This is a genomic window from Collinsella sp. AF29-7AC (genome assembly GCF_003475665.1).
GTDB lineage: Bacteria > Actinomycetota > Coriobacteriia > Coriobacteriales > Coriobacteriaceae > Collinsella.
This window is the reverse complement of the sequence record NZ_QRQX01000030.1, coordinates 1-17,987: the sequence shown is the minus strand read 5'-3', so window position 1 is coordinate 17,987 and position 17,987 is coordinate 1. Positions and strand designations below refer to the sequence as shown.

Sequence of the window (17,987 nt, the reverse complement as noted above, 5' to 3'; positions counted from 1 at the left end):
ATGGCCTATTTGCTCAATGTGTTCGGCTGAGATCGGAAATCAACCACTGGAAACTCTTCTCCACAAGAAAAGGGCGCCCCCATCGGGAACGCCCCCCATCATGCAAGGTGATATTCAATCCCTACAGCGCGCCGGAGCCGGCTTGCATCATGCCGCCGGGGCCCGAGGTCACACCGCTGCTCACAGGCGCGGCGTTTCCGGTGTGCGGTGCCGCCGGGGCGATATCACCACCGAATGTGCCCGCCGGACGCGGTGCCGGGATCTCGCCCGTGCCATGGCTAAAGACAAACTTGCCATCGGCCACGTCGCACAGGACGGTATCGCCACAGCCCCACTCGCCGGCCAAAAGCTCCTCAGACAGCGGGTCCTCGATGAGCTTTTGGATGGCGCGGCGCAGCGGACGCGCACCGTTGGTGAGGTCGGTGCCCTCCGCCACGATCTTGTCATAGGCCGCATCGGTAAGCTTGATGTTCATGCCGTTGGCAATCAAACGCTGACGCAGGTCGTCCACCAGCAGGTGCGCGATCTTGGTGAGATTCTCACCCGAGAGCTTCTGGAACACCACGATGTCGTCGATGCGGTTGAGCAGCTCGGGACGGAACAGGCGCTTGAGCTCGCCCATCGCGCGGCCGCGGATCTCACTCGACGTGAGACCCCGCTCGCCGGTGGTGCCAAAGCCAACACTCGCATCCTGTGCGATCTCGCGGGCGCCCACGTTGGACGTCATGATGATCACGGTGTTGCGGAAGTCGACCGTCTTGCCCTGGCTATCGGTCAGACGACCCTCCTCCAGCACCTGCAGCAGGATGTTGAAGATATCGGGGTGCGCCTTCTCGATCTCGTCGAACAGCACGACCGAGTACGGGTGGCGACGAACGGCCTTAGTGAGCTGGCCGCCCTCGTCGTGACCAACGTAACCCGGAGGGCTACCGATGAGCTTGGAGACCTCGAACTCGCTGCCGAACTCCGACATGTCGAAGCTGATGAGCGCATCCTTGCTGCCAAAGAGGTACTCGGCAAGCGTCTTGGCGAGCTCGGTCTTGCCCGTGCCGGTGGGGCCCAGGAAAATAAAGCTTCCGCCGGGGCGACGCGGGTCCTTGAGCGGCGAGCGACTGCGGCGCACGGCCTTGGCGACGGCCTCGACGGCCTCGTCCTGGCCGATAATGCGGGTCTTGAGCACGCTTTCGGCCTGCAGCAGGCGACGGCTCTCGCTCTCGGTAAGCGAGGACACCGGCACGCCCGAGGTCACGGACACGATATCGGCGATCTGGGAGACATCGATGGTGAGCGGGCTGGCGTCGAGCTCGGCCGTCCAGGCAGCCTTGGCCTCGGCGAGTTCAATCTCAGCAGCCTTCTGCTGCTCGGTGATCTCGGCAGCCTTGTTCATGTCGTCGCTCTCGGTGGCCTCCTGCGCGGCGGCCTTGAGCTCCTCGATGCGATGCTCGGCCTCGCGCACCGGCTCGGGTGCGCGATTCGCGGCGATGCGAGCGCGGGCACCGGCCTCGTCAATGAGGTCGATGGCCTTATCGGGCAGGAAGCGATCCTGGATGTAGCGGTTGGAAAGGTTCGCGGCGGCCTCGATAGCACCCTGCGTATAGCGCACATGGTGGTGCTCCTCGTAGCGCGGCTTGAGCGCGGTCAGGATCTTGAACGTGTCCTCGACGCTCGGCTCCTCGACATCGATGGTCTGGAAGCGACGCTCGAAGGCCGGGTCCTTGGTGAGGTACTTGCGGAATTCCTCGGCCGTGGTGGCGCCGATAATCTGGAAGGCACCGCGCGCGAGCACGGGCTTGAGCATGGAGCTCGCGTCGATGGAGCCCTCGGCAGAACCGGCACCGATGATGGTGTGCATCTCATCGATAAACAAGATGACGTCGTCGGCCTCGGTAGCCTCTTGGATCACGTTCTTGAGGCGCTCCTCAAACTCACCGCGATACTTGGCGCCCGCGACAAGACCCGGCAGGTCGAGCGTCCAGATATTCTGGTTCATGAGGTTCTCGGGCACGTTGCCAGCAGCAATCTGCTGCGCCAGGCCCTCGACGATAGCCGTCTTGCCCACGCCGGGATCGCCCAGGATAAGCGGATTGTTCTTGGTGCGGCGCGAAAGGATCTCCATCATGCGCTGGACTTCCTTTTCGCGGCCAATCACGGGATCGAGCTCGCCGTCGCGCGCCTTTTGCGTGAGGTTGGTGGCGAACTGCTTGAGCGTGTCGGTGCCGCTCCCCTTTTGCTGAGAGGCATCCGAGCCGCTAAAGAACGGCAGGCCCGCACCGGGACGACCAGCACCGGCACCGGCAAGCGGACGCTTCTTGTCCTGGTCCTTGGCGGTGAGTTTCTCGATAGCCTTTTTGATGGAGGCGGACGACACACCCAAGCGCATGAGGATGTCCATGGCCATGCCGTTGCCCTCTTCGACGATGCCGATCAGCAAATGCTCGGTCGACACGTAGGTCTGGTTGTTCTCGCGTGCCACGCGGAAGGAGCGCTCCATCACGCTAATGACGAGCGGCGTAAAGGCAAGCTTGGCAGCCTCGGTCTCCTCGCTGGGCTCGGGAACCGTGGTCTGGACCTCTTTGAGGGTATCCATGATGTCGTCGTAGGAGATATCGAGCGAGCGCAGCGCCTCAGCGGCAATGCCCTCGTCCTCCTTGGCGAGCGCGAGCAACAGATGCTCGGTACCCACCTTATTTGAATGAAGATCGAGCGCCTCCTGCTTGGCCATGGACATGACCTTGCGCGCGCGATCGGTAAAACGGTCTAACATGCTAGTTCCTCTTAGACGAGCTAGTTTTTTCAAACGCAAAGCGCCACTCGTGGCGGCGCTTTGGTCTCTTTACCCATATGGAGTATATGTTAACCGTTGGGACCTTTCCTGCCCGTAGCCGCGCGACAACGTCTACAAAAAAGGAATTCCTCGGATCCGTTTGGCGGTTTGGTTTTGAGCTGCTGTCTAGCAGGCGGGCTCGACACCCATGTCCTCGGCAACGTCATTGACGGCATCGGCAGCGGGAGCACCCGGCATGCGCACGAGCTCCATATGCTGCTCTTCGAAGACGGTTCCCATGGGAAAGGCGCGGCGGAAGACAAAGCGAGCAACCGGACCGGCCACCAGCAGGTTCCAGGGCAGGGCCATGATAAAGTTGCGCTGAATGTTAACGAGCCACATCATCGGCAGCAGTTGCAGGTTTGCGAGCGGGCCGCCGGGCATGTGGAACAGGCCCTCGCACGCACCGTAGAGCGACATGATGATTACCATGGGAACGACCATACAGGAGCTGACGGCGAGCGTCATGGCAAGCGGCGAGCTCTTGCCCGGCGTGACCAGGAATTTAAAGGCGAAACCCTTGGCAAGGGGGCTGGCAACAAACCAGTCGCAGCACATGGCAAAAACGTAGGCAACGGGGAAGCCGAGCCACGCGGCGGCAACAACCTCGCCGTTGATGGCCCCATGCTGCAGGGCAACGTTGTAGATGCTCATCCAGAGCACCATGCAAAAGCACATGATAAAGGTGAACAGCAGGCTCTCTCGTTTGTTGATAGGCATAAAGGGCATGGTCCTTTCTGTGTTGCGCCGCGGCGCACAACAAAAACGGGCGGGCGAGATGGAGCTGTTGGGACTTCATCTCGCCCGCCCGTGGTACGTGCGTCTGCGACTACTTATGTGGTGGAACCAGCCTAGCACGAAAAGCACGTGCTTCGTAAGCGTTGAGTTTATGAAGATGCAGGGCACCAATAATCCCCCGACCCCATAAGTTGCGGTGGAATACGGACTGTTTTGACCCTTTAAGCAGCAATTCAGTCCCTATTTCACCGCAACTCATTTGGTGCAAAGCAACCTGTCCCCCTTGCACCAATTAGCTGGTGTGGCGCCAGCGAGGGTCGGTGAGCGTACGCGCCACACCCAGGCCAACGGGCAAAAACGCCACGATGAGCACTGCACGCACAAACCAGCCAAGCATATTGACCGTGTCGAAGGTACACATGTAATACATCGAGCGATACAGATACAAGCCCGGCACCATAATGACAATCGATGGCACCGTGAGGGCGATACGCGGGTAGGTGAGCCTGATTTCTGCCAGGCTTGCCAGCAAACCCGATACGAGCGCCCCGATAAATGCAGCCGCCTCGGGAGGCATTCCCGCGCTGAGGCCCAGGAAGGGAAGCATCGTCGGCCCATCGACAAGGGTCAGACGAAGGGTATTGGACACGGCGCCGATCAGCCCAGCTGCCGTGGCCATCTTTACCGGGCTGTTGAACATCACTGAGAAGCCGAATACGCCAACGAAGCTCATTAGCACGCGCAAGAGCGTAAGGGCAAGCGGCGAAAGGCCGAGCGGCGCAAAGTCGTCCGGCGCCAGCCCCACACACTCGGCAACCATCCAGCCTACGAGGGTCGCCATCACAATAATCGACACAGCATACGAAAGACGCTCAATGCCGCTTCGCATGTCGAGCTTAGCGATGTCGAGGCCTGCCGTAATGAGAGGAAAGCCGGGGATCACAAAGAGCATGGCGCCGATATAGCCTTCTTGGTGCGACATTGCCCCCGGCATGACCTGGCCAAGGCCAAGCAATGCCAGCAGATACGAGACGCAAGCGAGTGCAACGCCGATCGTCAGCGCGCTAAACTGGCCAAGGCCCTGCTTGAGAATATGGGAGCGCGCAAAGTTGCCGACACCAGCGCCCACAAATGCACAGGCCATCTCGATAGGGCCGCCGCCGAGCAAAAAGACAAAGGCGCCGCAAGCACAGGCCGCCGCAATGCCCTGTTGCCAGGGAGTGTAATCGGGTTTTGAACTCTCAACGGTCTTGAGCATCTCGTGGTACTCATGCACGGTAAACCGGCGCCCGTAAACCTCGATTTCCTTTAAGAAGCTCTCCATCATCCATATGCGATGAGTATTGACCCCCGTTGTGGGTAGGCTGACGACCTCGTTAAAGCAGTGACCATCTTCGATACAAGTACACTCAAACGACAGGAGACTTAAGTCAACGTGGATGGTGACACCGAGTACGGCGGCGACGCGATTCATGGTATCGCGTACACGCCAGGCACCCGTTCCGCTCGCGAGCATAAGCATACCGGTGCGGCAAATGATGGATGATTTATCGGTGAGCGGCGCATCGACGGCAAGCTCACCGCCTGCCGTCACGATCTGGCACCAGTCGGTTTTCATATGGAGGGCGCCGGCACGAACACCGTGGTGCAGAGGGACTCTTGAGAGCAACGAATCATGGCGCGAAGGCTGTGGGGGTTCCGTCGATTCGACCTCGTCCTCGTCGGGCCCTTCATCAACAAGGTCGAAAGCATCAAGCGACGCCGGCTCGCGACGATCGATCAGCTCCTCGTCCTCATCGTCAAAGTAATTGAACTGATCGAGCATGTCCTCTTCGATTGCACGATCGCTCGCGTCGTTCATATAGACGCTCCCTTCCTACCGACTAACCCCCATCCTAGGCAGCGACGGCTAAAGGAAACATAAAAGAGACGACTGTCATGCATCGAAGGCGTAAACCCCCAATGCGCCGGTAGACCCCAGACGACTAGGACTGTCCCCAAGTGCCGGCACAAAAGGAACGTCCCCAAGTGCCAACCAGGGCAACACCGCAGATAGAGGACGGACAGCGAAAGCCCGCCAGAGTGAGCAAGGTGCCTTCAAGCAAAATGGCGCCGCAGGTTGAGCATAAGTCAGCGAGCGGGCTGCATTTGAGACAAGGTGACGTGAAACGAAAGGGCGCTGACCTTCTGGTCGCGCCCTTGAAGTTGAACGTCAGATTGTCCAAATGCGGCCCGCGCAGCGTCGAGCCGTTACGCGGCTCGTAGAACCGCGTAACTAGTTAGTACATCTTCGCGCCGGCAGGGATGGAAGCGTCGAGCTGGATCAGGTTGAGGCGCTCCTCGCCCTCCTCCTCGTGGATGGCGCTGATGAGCATGCCACAGCTGGGGATGCCCATCATCTTGCGCGGAGGCAGGTTGGTGATGGCGAGCAGGGTCTTGCCGACCAGGTCCTCGGGCTCGTAATAATCGTGAATGCCGGAGAGGATGGTGCGGTCGGTGCCGGTGCCGTCATCGAGCGTAAAGTTCAGCAGCTTCTTGGACTTCTTGACGGCCTCGCATGCCTTGACCTTAACGGCGCGGAAGTCGCTCTTAGAGAAGGTATCAAAGTTGACGAACTCCTCAAACAGCGGCTCGACGGCAATCTTGGAATAATCAACCGTGGGCTTGAGCGGCTTGACGAAGGGGCTCGCGGTGTTGCCGGCCTCGGCAGCTTTGGCAGCAGCGGCACCGGACTGGAAACCCTTCTCGGGCTTCATGTGCGGGAACAGCAGCACGTCGCGGATGGAAGCCTGGTTGGTGAGCAGCATGACCACGCGGTCGATACCGATGCCGATGCCACCCGCGGGAGGCATACCGTACTCGAGGGCACGCACGTAATCCTCGTCGTACTCCATGGCCTCATCGTCGCCGCCGGCCTTCTCGGCCATCTGGGCAGCGAAGCGCTCGGCCTGGTCGACCGGGTCGTTGAGCTCGGAGAACGCGTTCGCGTACTCGTGGCCGGCGATGACCAGCTCAAAGCGATGGGTCAGACGCGGGTCATCCTCAAAGCGCTTGGCAAGCGGGCTAACCTCGATGGGGTAATCGCACACGAAGGTGGGGTTGACGATGGTGTCCTCGCCCAGCTCGTCATAGATCTCGGCGATGATCTTGCCGGCGGTCCACTCGGGCTTGATCTCCAGGCCCTTCTCGCGCGCGGCGGCAGCAAGCTCCTCAACCGGCGTGTCGATGGTGACCTGCTTACCAATCACGTCAGAGACGATATCGGTCATGGAACGGCTTGCCCACTCACCGGAAAGATCGATGGTCTGGCCCTGGTACTCAATAACCTCGGGATTGCCGATAGCCTTGTTAGCGGCCTTAATGACACCCTGGGCGAGCGCCTTCATGCCCTCGAGATCGGAGAAGGCGCGGTAAGCCTCCATCGTGGTGAACTCGGGGTTGTGGGTGAGGTCCATACCCTCGTTGCGGAAGATGCGGCCGATCTCGAAGACGCGCTCAAAGCCGCCGACGATGCAGCGCTTGAGGTGCAGCTCGGTGGCAATACGCAGGTAGCACTCCTGATCGAGCGCGTTGAAGTGCGTGATGAACGGCTTGGCAGTTGCTCCGCCCTGGATGGTCTGCAGGATAGGGGTCTCGACCTCCATGTAGCCGTCGGACTCCATAAAGCGGCGGAACGTGGAGAGGATCTGCGAGCGCTTGCGGAAGGTCTCGCGAACGTCGTCATTGGCGATCAGGTCGACATAGCGCTGACGATAGCGGGTCTCCTTGTCGGAGAGACCGTGGAACTTCTCGGGCAGCGGGCGAACGGCCTTGGACAGCAGCGTCGCGCTCTTGGGGGCAACGGAAAGCTGGCCACGCTTGGTGCGCACGACCACGCCGGTCACGCCCAGGATATCGCCCAGGTCGAGTGCCTTGAGCGTATTCCAAGCGGCCTCGTCCATATCGTTGATGCGGCAGAACAGCTGGATCTCGCCGGTCGCGTCGCGCACGACGATGAACATAATCTTGCCCTGACCGCGCTTGGCGACCACACGGCCGCCGATCTTCACGATGTCCTCGGTGTCCTCGCCATCGGCGAGCTCGGCGTACTTAGTCTCGATGTCGACGACGTAGTCCTCAATCTCGGAGTGCTCGGGATAGGGGTTCTGGCCCGCCTCGAACAGGGCGGCGCGCTTGGCCAGGCGGGTGGCGCGCTCGTCGTTGAGCGTCGATGCCTGATCGGCGGCGTTCTGGTTCTCTGCCATAAGTTAGCTCCTCAAATTAAAACGCTCCCCAGGATTCGGTCCCAGGGAGCGAAAACATGCCTTTACGCGGGACCGTGGTCTAGCGTGCGATCTTTGCGATGGTGTAGACGCGGGTCTTGCCCGAAGGCGTAACAACCTCGACGGAGTCACCCTCGCCGTGACCGATGATGGCATGGCCGACCGGAGACTCGTTGGAGATCTTGTGCTCGAGCGAGTTGGTCTCGGTGGTACCGACGAGCGTGACTTCCATGACCTCACCGTTGGGATCGATCAGAGAAACGGTGGAACCGATGGAGACGGTCAGATCGCCCGTGGTGGCAGCAACCTGAGCGTTGGCGAGGATGGCCTGAATCTCGGCAATGCGAGCAGCATTCTGGGCCTGCTTGTCCTTGGCGGCGTCGTACTCGGAGTTCTCCGAAAGGTCGCCGAACGCGCGGGCTTCCTTGATGTCCTCGACGATCTCCTTGGCGTAATCGCCCTCACGCCAAGCGAGCTCCTCGACGAGCTTCTGGCGGCCCTCAGCGGTCAGTACGATCTGGCTTGCGTCCATACGGATATCTCCCCAACTATGATGTAACGATCAACTGTCAACAAAACGAAAAAGACCGGCTAGCCTGCGGGCAAGCCGGTCAGGTGCTCACCCCAAAGGGATGGGACTACTCTGCGTCCGCGTCGCTGTCCTCTGCCTTCTTTTGCTTGGCAGCAGCGAGCTTGGCCTCGAGCTCTGCGATCTCCTTGTCCTCCTTGGACTCCTCGACCACAACGTCCTCGGCCTGCTTGGTTTCGCCCTTATCGTCGCCCTCCATACCCTCGCGGATATTCTTGACGGTAGAGCCGAGGGACTTGCCGAGCTTCGGCAGGTTCTTAGGCCCGAAGATAATCAGGACAACAACGAGAATAATGATGAGCTCAGGAGCCCTCAGTCCAAACATGTAGACCTCCACAATACAGCGAGACAAGCTCGAATGAGTATACCGCGGGTGCCGCGGTATCACAACAATAGCTAAAAAAAGGGACCGCAAGAAGCGGTCCCTCCTCATGCTCTGGTCGGGTTGACTGGATTTGAACCAGCGACCCCTGCGTCCCGAACGCAGTGCTCTACCAAACTGAGCCACAACCCGTTAGCTCGACTATAGTAACAAAGATTTTCGCCGCGTGCTAGAGAAATTTTTATTTCTTTGGCGCTTCAATGCGAACCGTGTTGGGAATGAGCTCCGTCGCACAGGACCACCAGCCGTTTTGCAGGGCAGCGTCGGCAATCCTTTCGGCCGTGGCGGCGGTGTCGCAAATGGCAAACGAGCAGGCACCCGAACCGCACACGTTTGCGGCAATGGTACCGTCCTGTGAACGAAGCCAGTCAAGCACCGTTTGAATCCGCGGCTCCATCTGCGCGGAAATGACTCCCAGGTTGTTGTGGACGAGCGTGTAGGCCGCCTCTGCGTCTCCCGAACGAAGGGCAGATGCGATCGCTCCGGGCTTGTCCGCAGGCGCTGGAGTCTCGTCAAAACGTCGATAGGCTTCAATTGTTGAAACGCTTGCCTCGCGCGGCTTGACCAACACGACGGGCGTTGCGGGCAGCGCGGGGTACTCAGTTGCCAGCACGTCTCCCCCACCTACGTAGAACGCAGGGCTGGCATGCAAAAAGAAGGGAACGTCAGCACCAATGCCCCGCGCAATGTCGTCGAGCGCGGGGTCGGTGCGATCAATTCCCCAGAGCTCCGCCAAGGCAACAATGACCGCGGCCGCATCCGTCGAGGGGCCGCCCAAGCCGGCGCACAATGGAATGCGCTTCTCAATCGTCACGCAGATGTTTGCCTCGCGACCATAATGCTCGGCCATAGCAGCAGCTGCACGATACGCCGTATTCTTTTGCATAGGAAAGTCGGATGCCGGAATCGTCTGGACGGTCAGCGCCTGTGCCGGCGTGACCGTCACGGTATCGACAAGACCGACGGCTGCCATCAGGGAATCGACCCTGTGATAGCCGCGGGCGTCACGCTCGGTATGAACCCCCAGATAGAGGTTGATCTTTGCCGGCGCGAAAAGGGTCAGGGACCAATCGGTCACCGTTAGTGCTCCTCGAGCTGATTGCCGAGCGGGGTAAAAATGTGCTCACCGCTCTCGGGGTCGAACAGCTCGACCTGCCCGGTGAGGACATCGATATACTGGTAGGACTGACGCGACTTGCGGCCGCGACGTTCGTCGACCTCGACGATAAAGACGGCGGGGTGGACGCTCTTGATGGTGCCCATGCGCTCGACGACGCGGGTGCGGCCCATGTTGGCCTTCACCTTGACGCGATCGCCCACCATATCGGTCAGCTTCTCGTGGATGTCGTCGACGTGATTGACTTCCATCTCTTCCATGAACAGGGCCTCCAGAAGGTGCAATTCAAAAAGGGGATAATACCCCTAAGATAGACAAAACTCTAATACTATAGCACCCTGTTGCCGCTATACGCAAGTAGCTAATTTGGCTACTTACAGATTGTCGGTATCGAGGACGATGGTGAATGGACCGTCGTTGACGAGGTCGACCTTCATGTCGGCGCCGAAGATGCCATGCGCTACGTGCTCGACGTCCTCGCGCACCAGCGCCAGGAAGTACTCGTAGAGCTCGTTGGCGACATCGGGGGCGCCGGCATCCGTAAACGATGGACGGCGGCCGTGACGGCAATCGGCGAACAGCGTGAACTGCGACACCACGAGAACCTCGCCGTCGACATCGGCAAGTGCCAGGTTGGTCTTGCCGTTATCGTCCTCGTTAATGCGCAAGCCCCGGAGCTTGCCCCACAGCTTATCGGCCTCGGCGCGGGTGTCGCCATGGCCCACGCCCAGCAGCACCAGATAGCCGCGCCCAATTTTGCCCACGCACTCGCCGTCGACCGTCACGCCGGCGTTGAGTACGCGCTGCACCACCGCACGCACGGCCTACTCCTCGCCCGTCAGTTTGGCAGATAGGTGCTCGAGCGCATGGAATCGATGACTGATGGCGTTCTTCTCGTCCGCCGTCAGCTCGGCCATGGTCTTGCCCGGCGTGTCGACCGGCAGGAACAGCGGGTCGTAGCCAAAGCCGTGATCACCGCGGCCCTCGTGCGCGATAACGCCCTCGCAGGCGCCCTCACCATAGGTGACCAGGCCGTCCGTATCGATGAGCGCGACGACGCTCATAAAGCGCGCAGTGCGGTCCTCGTCGGCCACGCCCTCCAGATTCACGAGCAGCTTGGCATTGTTGGCGGCATCGTCACCGTGAACGCCCGCATAGCGTGCGCTATACACGCCCGGCTCGCCGTCCAGAGCATCGACGACCAGGCCCGAATCGTCGGCAATGGCCATGAGCCCCGTCTCTTCGACGGCAGCCTGCGCCTTGATGATGGCGTTCTCCAAAAACGTCGTGCCGTTTTCCTCGGGGTCCTCAAAATCACCTAGCTGGCCGAGCGCCACAAAGCGAACCTCGGGCATAACCTTGCCCAAAATGGCCTCAATCTCGGTGAGCTTATGGGCGTTGCCCGTTGCCACGACGATGGTCGCCGCCGGGTCGAGGGTGTCGATGTCGATCTTCTCAAGTGCCATAGCTGGCCTCCTTGTCTCTATAGCAATGCCGTGTTGAGGACGACGAGGACTTCGGCCTCTCTCCCCTCTCAATCAACGGCAGTCTTATACTTCGACGTTTTCCCAGATAAAACCTGCCAAAATAAACCTGTCCCTTTTTGGCAGGTTAGACGAGGGCCTGGCGCTGGAGCTCGATGAGCTCGGCGATACCCTTGTCGCCCAGGTCGAGCAGGGCGTTGAGGCGTTTGCGGTCGAAGGGCGCCTGCTCGCCGGTGCCCTGGAGCTCGATCATCTCACCGGTGTCGGTGGCGACGAGGTTCATGTCGACCTCGGCGTGGCTGTCCTCGGAATAGTCCAGGTCGAGCAGGGTATTGCCGTCGACAACGCCCATGGAAATCGCGGCGACCTGGCCCGTGAGCGGGATGCGCTCGATCTTGCCGGCCTCGACCCACATAGCAAGGGCGTCGTGCAGCGCCACCCAGGCGCCGGTAATACTCGCCGTTCGCGTGCCGCCGTCTGCCTGAATCACGTCGCAGTCGACGGTAACGGTATACTCGCCGAGCGCCTTCATGTTGACGACGGTGCGCAGGCTACGGCCGATCAGACGCTCAATCTCCATGGAGCGACCCTTGCGGTTGGCATGCTCGCGCTTGCAGCGCTTGCCGGTCGACGTCGGCAGCATGGCGTATTCCGCGGTCACCCAGCCGGCCTTAGCTCCCTTTCGCCAGCCCGGCACGCCCTCCTCGATAGTGGCGGCGCACAACACGCGCGTGTCGCCAAACTCGGCCAAACACGAGCCGTGGGCGTGCTTCATGACGCCACGGGTGAGCTTAACGGGGCGCAACTCGTTGGCGGCGCGGCCGTTGGCGCGGTTGACCTGCATGTACTCCATAGAAATATCCTTTCGGCAAAAGGTGAAGGTGAGCCTTTGGTCGGTGACCTTATATCTATTTCAGTTCGTCGATATCGATATGTTCGATGCTCTTGAGCGGCTGACCAAAGATAAAGCTGCCCGCCACCGCAAACTCGGCAATGTTATCGGCCGTCGTGGCAAAACGATGCTGCGGCTCGGCGGCGACGCCCGCCAGCTGCTCGCGGCGCGTAAGGATGTCGGTCAGCTCGCGCGTGGTCTCCTCGGCGGAACTCACGACGCGCACCCCAGGCCCCAGCGCATGTCGGATAGGTCCCACCAACAGCGGAAAATGCGTACAGCCGAGCACCACGGTATCGATACCGTGGTCGCGCAGCGGCTCAACCGTGGCACCCACCAGCGCACGCACGGCAGGCGTATCGAAGATGTCCTCGTTCTCAAGCCACTGCTCTTGCAGATGCGCACCCGAGGCGAGCTCGTGTTCGACAACCTCGACAAAGCTCGAGGCGGGGCAGCCGTATACGTCGACGCCGGCATCTAGGTCCTGAATGGCGCGCGTGTAAGCGCCCGAGCGAATGGTGAGGTTGGTGGCGAGCACGCCCACGCGACGCGTGCGGGTGCTGTTGATTGCCGCACGGGCACCCGGCGCGATCACGCCGATCACGGGAACGTCGAGCACCTGCTGGGCCAGACGCAAGGCCGCAGCTGTCGCCGTGTTGCAGGCGATGACCATAATCTTGACGTCGTGCTTCGACAGCCAACGGCCCGCCTGCAACGCAAACGAGCGCACCTCATCCTCGGTGCGCGTGCCGTAGGGGCAGCGTTTGGTGTCGCCGAAGTAGTAGACGGACTCATGCGGCAGCGCCGTCGCGATGGCGCGCGCAACCGTCAGACCGCCCAAACCAGAATCGAACACGCCAATCGGGCGCGTGTCGCCTGCCGGATTCTCGATATCGGACATTACCTCACCAGTCTCTCTCGAAAAGACATGTCCAAGTGCGGCGACGCCGCGCTACGAACGCGCCGCGACCAGCAGCTCTGCCGTCGCCGCCCAACCGTCGACAATTTTGCCGCGCGTAACGAAAGCGTTCTCGCAAGCAGCCAGGAACTCGGGCGCGCCGGCGCTCGTCAGGCCATTCTCGACCAGGCAGAACGTGCCCACGTGATCGGCCATGTAGAAGTCGGACTCGGAATCGCCGAGCGCGAGCGTCTCCTCGCGCTCGATCCCCAGGTGCTCGCAGAAGCGCGCAATGGCGACGCCTTTGTTGAGGCCCGCGGGGTTGATGTTGAATGCGCGGCCGTCCTCGACGCGATTAAGCTCAAGCGTCGTCGGCTTGGACAGGTGAGTCAGATGGCCGTTGCAAGCCCAGACCAGACCGCAGCCGGCCTCGTCGAGGATGGCCTGGACCTCATCGTCGGGCACATCGCCACGCATGCCGACGGTGACCTCACGGTACTTGTAGCCGGTCGACATGTCGTTGTGGTACTCGATCTTGTGCGGCCAGCGGGCGAGGATCTTCTCGCACACGCCGGTCTGCTCGATCACCTGGTGCGGCGTGAGACCGCAAGAGGGGTCGTAGGGCATATCGCCGGTCAGATACTCCCAATCGTTGGCCTTGAGGTCGTACATGATCAGGCCACCCATCTCGCCGATGTAGGAATTGAGGCCGAGCACGCGCGCATCCTCGTGGATCATGGTGCGGTTGCGGCCCGAGGTGGGAACCACCTGAATACCAGCGCGGGCAAGTGCCACGACGGCCTCGACGAGTTTGGTCGAGGGGTTGCCGTCGTTGTCGCGCAGCACGCACGAGCCGGGTGCGAGCATCGTGGCATCTAGGTCGGTAAAGACGTACTTGACCTTGGCCAAGCGCTCGCGCATCTCGCCCGAAAGCTCGGCAACGGTCGGCAGGGTGTTGTGGGACATGGTTACTCCGTTTACGTAGAAGGGTTTGGACTTGGACGGCATGTTTTGATTGAGGGAACACGCTTATGGCGACAGCGCACTCAGGGCGCCGCCGCCATCATGGTTCATTAGTCAAACTGGGTAACATCGATCAGGCGATTGGCCAACGAAAGGTCGCTCTCGATAGGCACGAACTCGTCACCCACGTGCATGAGCTCCTCGTCACCCTTTGCCAGCAGCAAGACAATGGTGGGAGCATCGGGGTTGACGTATTCCTCGCGCGCCGCCTTGAACGCCGCGCGCACGGCAGCCTCGCGATCGAGGATAATCTCGTTCGGCGTATCGTCGGGAACATGCTCGGCAAGCTCGCGACAGACCTTCATCGGGTCCTCGTGAGCCGGGTCCTCGTTGGCAAAGATCATCAGGTCGGAATATGGTGCGGCCTCGCGCGGAAGCCGCTCGCGGCGCTCCTGCGCCTTGCCGCCGGCAGCGCCAAACACTGCAATGACTGGACTAGTGGGAAACGCGCGCTTGACCGACGAGAAAAGCGAACGGAACGAAAGCTGGTTGTGCGCATAGTCAACGACGCAGATCACGCGGCCGTCCTTCGACTCCACGACCTCCATACGGCCCGGCACGCGCAATTTGGAGAGGCCCTTCTTGATGGCATCGATACCGATGCCGATCTCGTGCGCAGCGGCGATAGCGACCAGCGCGTTCTCCACGTTAAAGTCTCCCGCGATACCCAGCAGGATCTTCTCCCCCGCCTCGGACTCGTCGGCACACAGGCCATGCAGGTTAAACTCGATGTTAAAGCCGACCACGCGGACATCGCTTGCCCACAGGCTTGCCTCGGGATGCTCGACGCCAACGGTCACCAAGCGCTCGGCCGTCGACGCTGCCTCCAGCACACGGTCAACCTCTTCGGTGCCCAGATTCACCACGGCGGTCTTTGCCTGGTCAAAGATCCTGAGTTTGCTCTCAAAATAATCCTCAAACGTGGGGTGTTCGATCGGCGAGATGTGGTCACGCCCGATGTTGAGGAAGCACGCCACGTCAAACGGCAGATTCTCGACGCGTTGGTACTTGAGCGCCTGGCTCGAGACCTCCATGACCATGGACTGGCGACCGGACTCACGGCAGTTGGCGATATGGCGCCAGACCTCGGGGGCCTCTGGCGTGGTATTGGTGCTCTCGTAGCACTCGATACCATCGTCGGTACTCACCGAGCCGATCATGCCGCAGGACTCGCCCGCCGCTTTGATAATCGACTGGAGCATAAAAGCGGCCGTGGTCTTTCCCTTGGTACCGGTGATGCCCACGATCTTGACGTCGTGGTCGGGACGGTCGTAGACCTCCGGCGGCAACAGGGCCATGGCCGTGCGAACGCTATCAACAACCAGCATCGCAGCACCGCTCTCCTGCGCCAGCGGCTCCAGAGACTCGACCAGCGACTCTTCGCACACAAATGCGACGGCACCCGCATCGAGCGCCATGCTCAAAAACGCGGGCTTAAAGGCAGCACCTTTGCAAAAGAACACGTCACCTGCCGAGACCGCGCGCGAATCAAACGAGCAGCCGGTCACGGCACGCTCGTCAACCTGCTCTGATGCGCGCAGCTCGCCGCACACATCGAGAAGCTTGGCAAGCGTATCGACCGTGGTCACGGTCGCGGAATCCGAATGGTGCATCTTTCACCTTTCTCAGCCATTTGGCAGGGACGGTTTTTATAGTAACTGAAACGCACCCACGCAAAAACGGCTCCCGGAGGAGCCGTTACGCGCAGGCGTTCGTAAGCCGAGGCTAGGCAGCCTGAACAGTGGGCTGGTCCTCGTCGATAAAGAAGCGCTTGTACCACACCAGGAACACGAGCGGCGTATAGATCTTGCGCTGGAAATCGCCCTTGCCCGCAAAGTGCAGATCGAGCAGGTGCATGAGCTCGTCGGTATCGAAGAACTCGCTTGCCCACGGCGCGGTGAAGTACTCCTTGACATAGTCGTACCACTTTTGCTCGCGCAGCCAGTAGACAATCGGCACCGGGAAGCCCACCTTGGGACGGGTGGCCCACTCATCGGGCAGCGACTTGTTGGCAGCGTGGCGGAGTACCTGTTTGTTGCCGTTCTCGTTGATGCGGTAGCGGTCGGGAATGTGCTCGGCGAACTCCATGACTTTGCGGTCCAGGAAGGGCACGCGCAGCTCCAGCGAGTGCGCCATGCACATCTTGTCGGCCTTGAGCAGAATGTCGCCCGGAAGCCACATGTTCATGTCCAGGTACTGCTTCTTGACCAGCTCGGGCTGACCCTTCACGCGCGCATAGATGGGAGCGGCAAGCTCGAAGGCGCCATCGCCGGTGTTGTACTCGGGCTTGAGCACGTCGTCGACCTCGCGCTCCGGCCATACCAGAGCCTGTCCCAGGAACGACTTCTCGGGGATCTCGGCACCCTTGACCAGGAAGTTATGTCCCTTGAAGTACGGCATATGCAGCGCCAGGTTACCGAGCGCGCGACGGATGGGCAGCGGCACCATCTTTTTGTACTTGCGGACTGGGACCGTGTCCTCGTAGTAGGCGTAGCCGCCAAAGAGCTCGTCGGCGCCTTCGCCCGAAAGCACGACGGTGACGTCCTTGCGGGCCATCTCGGCCAAGAACCACAGCGGCACGGAAGACAGGTTGGACTGCGGCTCGTCCATGTGATACTGGATGTCCTCGAGCGCACCGAAGAACTCGTCGGCGGTAATCATCTTGCGAACGTTTTCGACGCCGAGCTTATCGGAAAGCTCTTTGGCGTAGTTAGTCTCGTTGAAATTCTTGTAATCGAAGCCCACCGAGAAGGTCTTGTCGGGCATGAGGCAAGCGGCGATGTAGCTGGAGTCGACGCCGCCGGAGAGGAACGACGCGACCTTGACGTCGGCGATGCGATGGGCCTCGACGCTCTCGTGCACGACCTCGTCCAGCTCGTCGACGTACTCCTCGAACGGCTTCTCGACGGCAGAGTAATCGCAATCCCAGTAGCGCTCGATGTTCATCTTGCCGGTCGGGATATCGACGGTAAAGTAGTGCGCCGGCGGCAGCTTGTAGACCCCCTCGAAGAAGGTCTCCTCGGTTGCCGAATACTGCAGCGTCATGTACGGACGCAGGGCCTTTTTGTTGACCGCCTTGTGGAAGTGCGGGTAGTCCAGGAAGCTCTTGATCTCGGAACCAAAGAGCACGCCCGGAGCGCCGTCGCCCGCATCGGCCATGGGATAGTAGTAGAGCGGCTTGATGCCAAAGATATCACGGGCGCCAAAAAGCTTGTTCTTCTTCTTGTCCCAGATGACGAAGGCGTACATACCGCGCAAGCGATCGAGTACTGCCTCGCCCCACTCCTCGTAGCCGTGCAGAAGGCTCTCGGTGTCGGCGCCGCAGTGGAACTTGTAGCCCTTGGCCTCGAGCTCGGAACGGAGTTCTTGGAAGTTGTAGATCTCGCCGTTGAAGACAATGACGACGCTACCGTCCTCGTTGGCCATAGGTTGGGCGCCAGCCTCGGTCAGGTCGAGGATCGACAAGCGGCGGAAGCCGAGGGCAACGCGGCCGTCGATAAACTGACCGCCCATGTCGGGACCACGATGGACGATGCGGTCCATCATCTTGGTGAGCACCTCGGATTGGTTATCCGTCCCACCGACAAAACCGACAAAACCGCACATATACTATCCCCTCTGCTGTTGCTGGGCATCAAATCGAATCAGTAGCTTTTGAGTATACCCGAGGGCGTAAAGAGGGGCGGAATGTTCAGGCAATCTCAACTGAATCAGCTCCGCTGTGACACGCGGGTTGATTTTCAATCTCAACGCAACAGCCTGAACGGACCCCGCGTTT

Annotated in this window: 15 protein-coding genes and 1 tRNA gene; all 16 read right to left on the bottom strand. The window is 60.6% G+C overall.

Annotation, left to right across the window (positions count from 1 at the left end; translation table 11 throughout):
• Positions 1 to 121: 121 nt before the first annotated feature.
• Positions 122 to 2,764 (bottom strand): ATP-dependent Clp protease ATP-binding subunit, encoded by a 2,643-nt coding sequence (locus DWZ15_RS09760; protein WP_118450726.1) that lies wholly within the window; start codon positions 2,762 to 2,764, stop codon positions 122 to 124.
• 186 nt (positions 2,765 to 2,950) lie between these two features.
• Positions 2,951 to 3,544, bottom strand: a complete 594-nt coding sequence (locus tag DWZ15_RS09755; protein WP_118450730.1) for a DUF2798 domain-containing protein — start codon at positions 3,542 to 3,544, stop codon at positions 2,951 to 2,953.
• Positions 3,545 to 3,854: 310 nt separating this feature from the next.
• Positions 3,855 to 5,423 (bottom strand): threonine/serine exporter ThrE family protein, encoded by a 1,569-nt coding sequence (locus DWZ15_RS09745; protein ID WP_199580073.1) that lies wholly within the window; start codon positions 5,421 to 5,423, stop codon positions 3,855 to 3,857.
• Positions 5,424 to 5,841: 418 nt separating this feature from the next.
• Positions 5,842 to 7,806: a lysine--tRNA ligase gene (gene lysS, locus DWZ15_RS09740; protein WP_118450722.1), complete on the bottom strand. Its 1,965-nt coding sequence runs from the start codon at positions 7,804 to 7,806 to the stop codon at positions 5,842 to 5,844.
• A gap of 79 nt (positions 7,807 to 7,885) precedes the next feature.
• Positions 7,886 to 8,356 (bottom strand): transcription elongation factor GreA, encoded by a 471-nt coding sequence (greA, locus tag DWZ15_RS09735; protein ID WP_006234960.1) that lies wholly within the window; start codon positions 8,354 to 8,356, stop codon positions 7,886 to 7,888.
• A 106-nt stretch (positions 8,357 to 8,462) separates the two neighbouring features.
• Complete coding sequence (gene tatA / locus DWZ15_RS09730) at positions 8,463 to 8,738, bottom strand: twin-arginine translocase TatA/TatE family subunit (RefSeq protein ID WP_152073393.1); 276 nt, start codon at positions 8,736 to 8,738, stop codon at positions 8,463 to 8,465.
• Between the two features lie 112 nt (positions 8,739 to 8,850).
• Positions 8,851 to 8,927: transfer RNA gene (locus DWZ15_RS09725), tRNA-Pro, on the bottom strand.
• A gap of 49 nt (positions 8,928 to 8,976) precedes the next feature.
• Positions 8,977 to 9,873, bottom strand: coding sequence for a 4-(cytidine 5'-diphospho)-2-C-methyl-D-erythritol kinase (ispE, locus tag DWZ15_RS09720; protein ID WP_118450720.1), 897 nt, complete (start codon positions 9,871 to 9,873; stop codon positions 8,977 to 8,979).
• Positions 9,874 to 9,875: 2 nt separating this feature from the next.
• A complete protein-coding gene (locus DWZ15_RS09715; protein ID WP_006234957.1) occupies positions 9,876 to 10,172 on the bottom strand; it encodes a Veg family protein in 297 nt (98 codons plus the stop codon).
• Between the two features lie 114 nt (positions 10,173 to 10,286).
• Entirely contained in the window at positions 10,287 to 10,733 is a 447-nt protein-coding gene (dtd, locus tag DWZ15_RS09710; RefSeq protein WP_118450718.1) for a D-aminoacyl-tRNA deacylase, read from the bottom strand.
• A gap of 3 nt (positions 10,734 to 10,736) precedes the next feature.
• A complete protein-coding gene (gene rdgB / locus DWZ15_RS09705; protein WP_022094898.1) occupies positions 10,737 to 11,378 on the bottom strand; it encodes an RdgB/HAM1 family non-canonical purine NTP pyrophosphatase in 642 nt (213 codons plus the stop codon).
• 145 nt (positions 11,379 to 11,523) lie between these two features.
• Entirely contained in the window at positions 11,524 to 12,249 is a 726-nt protein-coding gene (gene rph, locus DWZ15_RS09700; RefSeq protein WP_118450716.1) for a ribonuclease PH, read from the bottom strand.
• 55 nt (positions 12,250 to 12,304) lie between these two features.
• The gene (murI, locus tag DWZ15_RS09695; RefSeq protein WP_117806091.1) at positions 12,305 to 13,189 is read right to left on the bottom strand and encodes a glutamate racemase; all 885 of its coding nucleotides are present in this window, start codon (positions 13,187 to 13,189) and stop codon (positions 12,305 to 12,307) included.
• 51 nt (positions 13,190 to 13,240) lie between these two features.
• Positions 13,241 to 14,152 (bottom strand): HAD family hydrolase, encoded by a 912-nt coding sequence (locus DWZ15_RS09690; protein WP_118450714.1) that lies wholly within the window; start codon positions 14,150 to 14,152, stop codon positions 13,241 to 13,243.
• Between the two features lie 107 nt (positions 14,153 to 14,259).
• Positions 14,260 to 15,822 (bottom strand): Mur ligase family protein, encoded by a 1,563-nt coding sequence (locus DWZ15_RS09685; RefSeq protein ID WP_118450712.1) that lies wholly within the window; start codon positions 15,820 to 15,822, stop codon positions 14,260 to 14,262.
• Between the two features lie 112 nt (positions 15,823 to 15,934).
• Entirely contained in the window at positions 15,935 to 17,815 is a 1,881-nt protein-coding gene (gene asnB, locus DWZ15_RS09680) for an asparagine synthase (glutamine-hydrolyzing) (protein ID WP_118450705.1), read from the bottom strand.
• Between the last annotated feature and the right edge of the window lie 172 nt (positions 17,816 to 17,987).

Excerpts from the sequence above, each read along its gene's own strand:
- DWZ15_RS09760 (WP_118450726.1), bottom strand. The coding sequence starts at position 2,764 with ATGTTAGACCGTTTTACCGATCGCGCGCGCAAGGTCATGTCCATGGCC.
- DWZ15_RS09755 (WP_118450730.1), bottom strand. The coding sequence starts at position 3,544 with ATGCCTATCAACAAACGAGAGAGCCTGCTGTTCACCTTTATCATGTGC.
- DWZ15_RS09745 (WP_199580073.1), bottom strand. The coding sequence starts at position 5,423 with ATGAACGACGCGAGCGATCGTGCAATCGAAGAGGACATGCTCGATCAG.
- lysS (WP_118450722.1), bottom strand. The coding sequence starts at position 7,806 with ATGGCAGAGAACCAGAACGCCGCCGATCAGGCATCGACGCTCAACGAC.
- greA (WP_006234960.1), bottom strand. The coding sequence starts at position 8,356 with ATGGACGCAAGCCAGATCGTACTGACCGCTGAGGGCCGCCAGAAGCTC.
- tatA (WP_152073393.1), bottom strand. The coding sequence starts at position 8,738 with ATGTTTGGACTGAGGGCTCCTGAGCTCATCATTATTCTCGTTGTTGTC.
- DWZ15_RS09715 (WP_006234957.1), bottom strand. The coding sequence starts at position 10,172 with ATGGAAGAGATGGAAGTCAATCACGTCGACGACATCCACGAGAAGCTG.
- rdgB (WP_022094898.1), bottom strand. The coding sequence starts at position 11,378 with ATGGCACTTGAGAAGATCGACATCGACACCCTCGACCCGGCGGCGACC.
- rph (WP_118450716.1), bottom strand. The coding sequence starts at position 12,249 with ATGGAGTACATGCAGGTCAACCGCGCCAACGGCCGCGCCGCCAACGAG.
- murI (WP_117806091.1), bottom strand. The coding sequence starts at position 13,189 with ATGTCCGATATCGAGAATCCGGCAGGCGACACGCGCCCGATTGGCGTG.
- DWZ15_RS09690 (WP_118450714.1), bottom strand. The coding sequence starts at position 14,152 with ATGTCCCACAACACCCTGCCGACCGTTGCCGAGCTTTCGGGCGAGATG.
- DWZ15_RS09685 (WP_118450712.1), bottom strand. The coding sequence starts at position 15,822 with ATGCACCATTCGGATTCCGCGACCGTGACCACGGTCGATACGCTTGCC.
- asnB (WP_118450705.1), bottom strand. The coding sequence starts at position 17,815 with ATGTGCGGTTTTGTCGGTTTTGTCGGTGGGACGGATAACCAATCCGAG.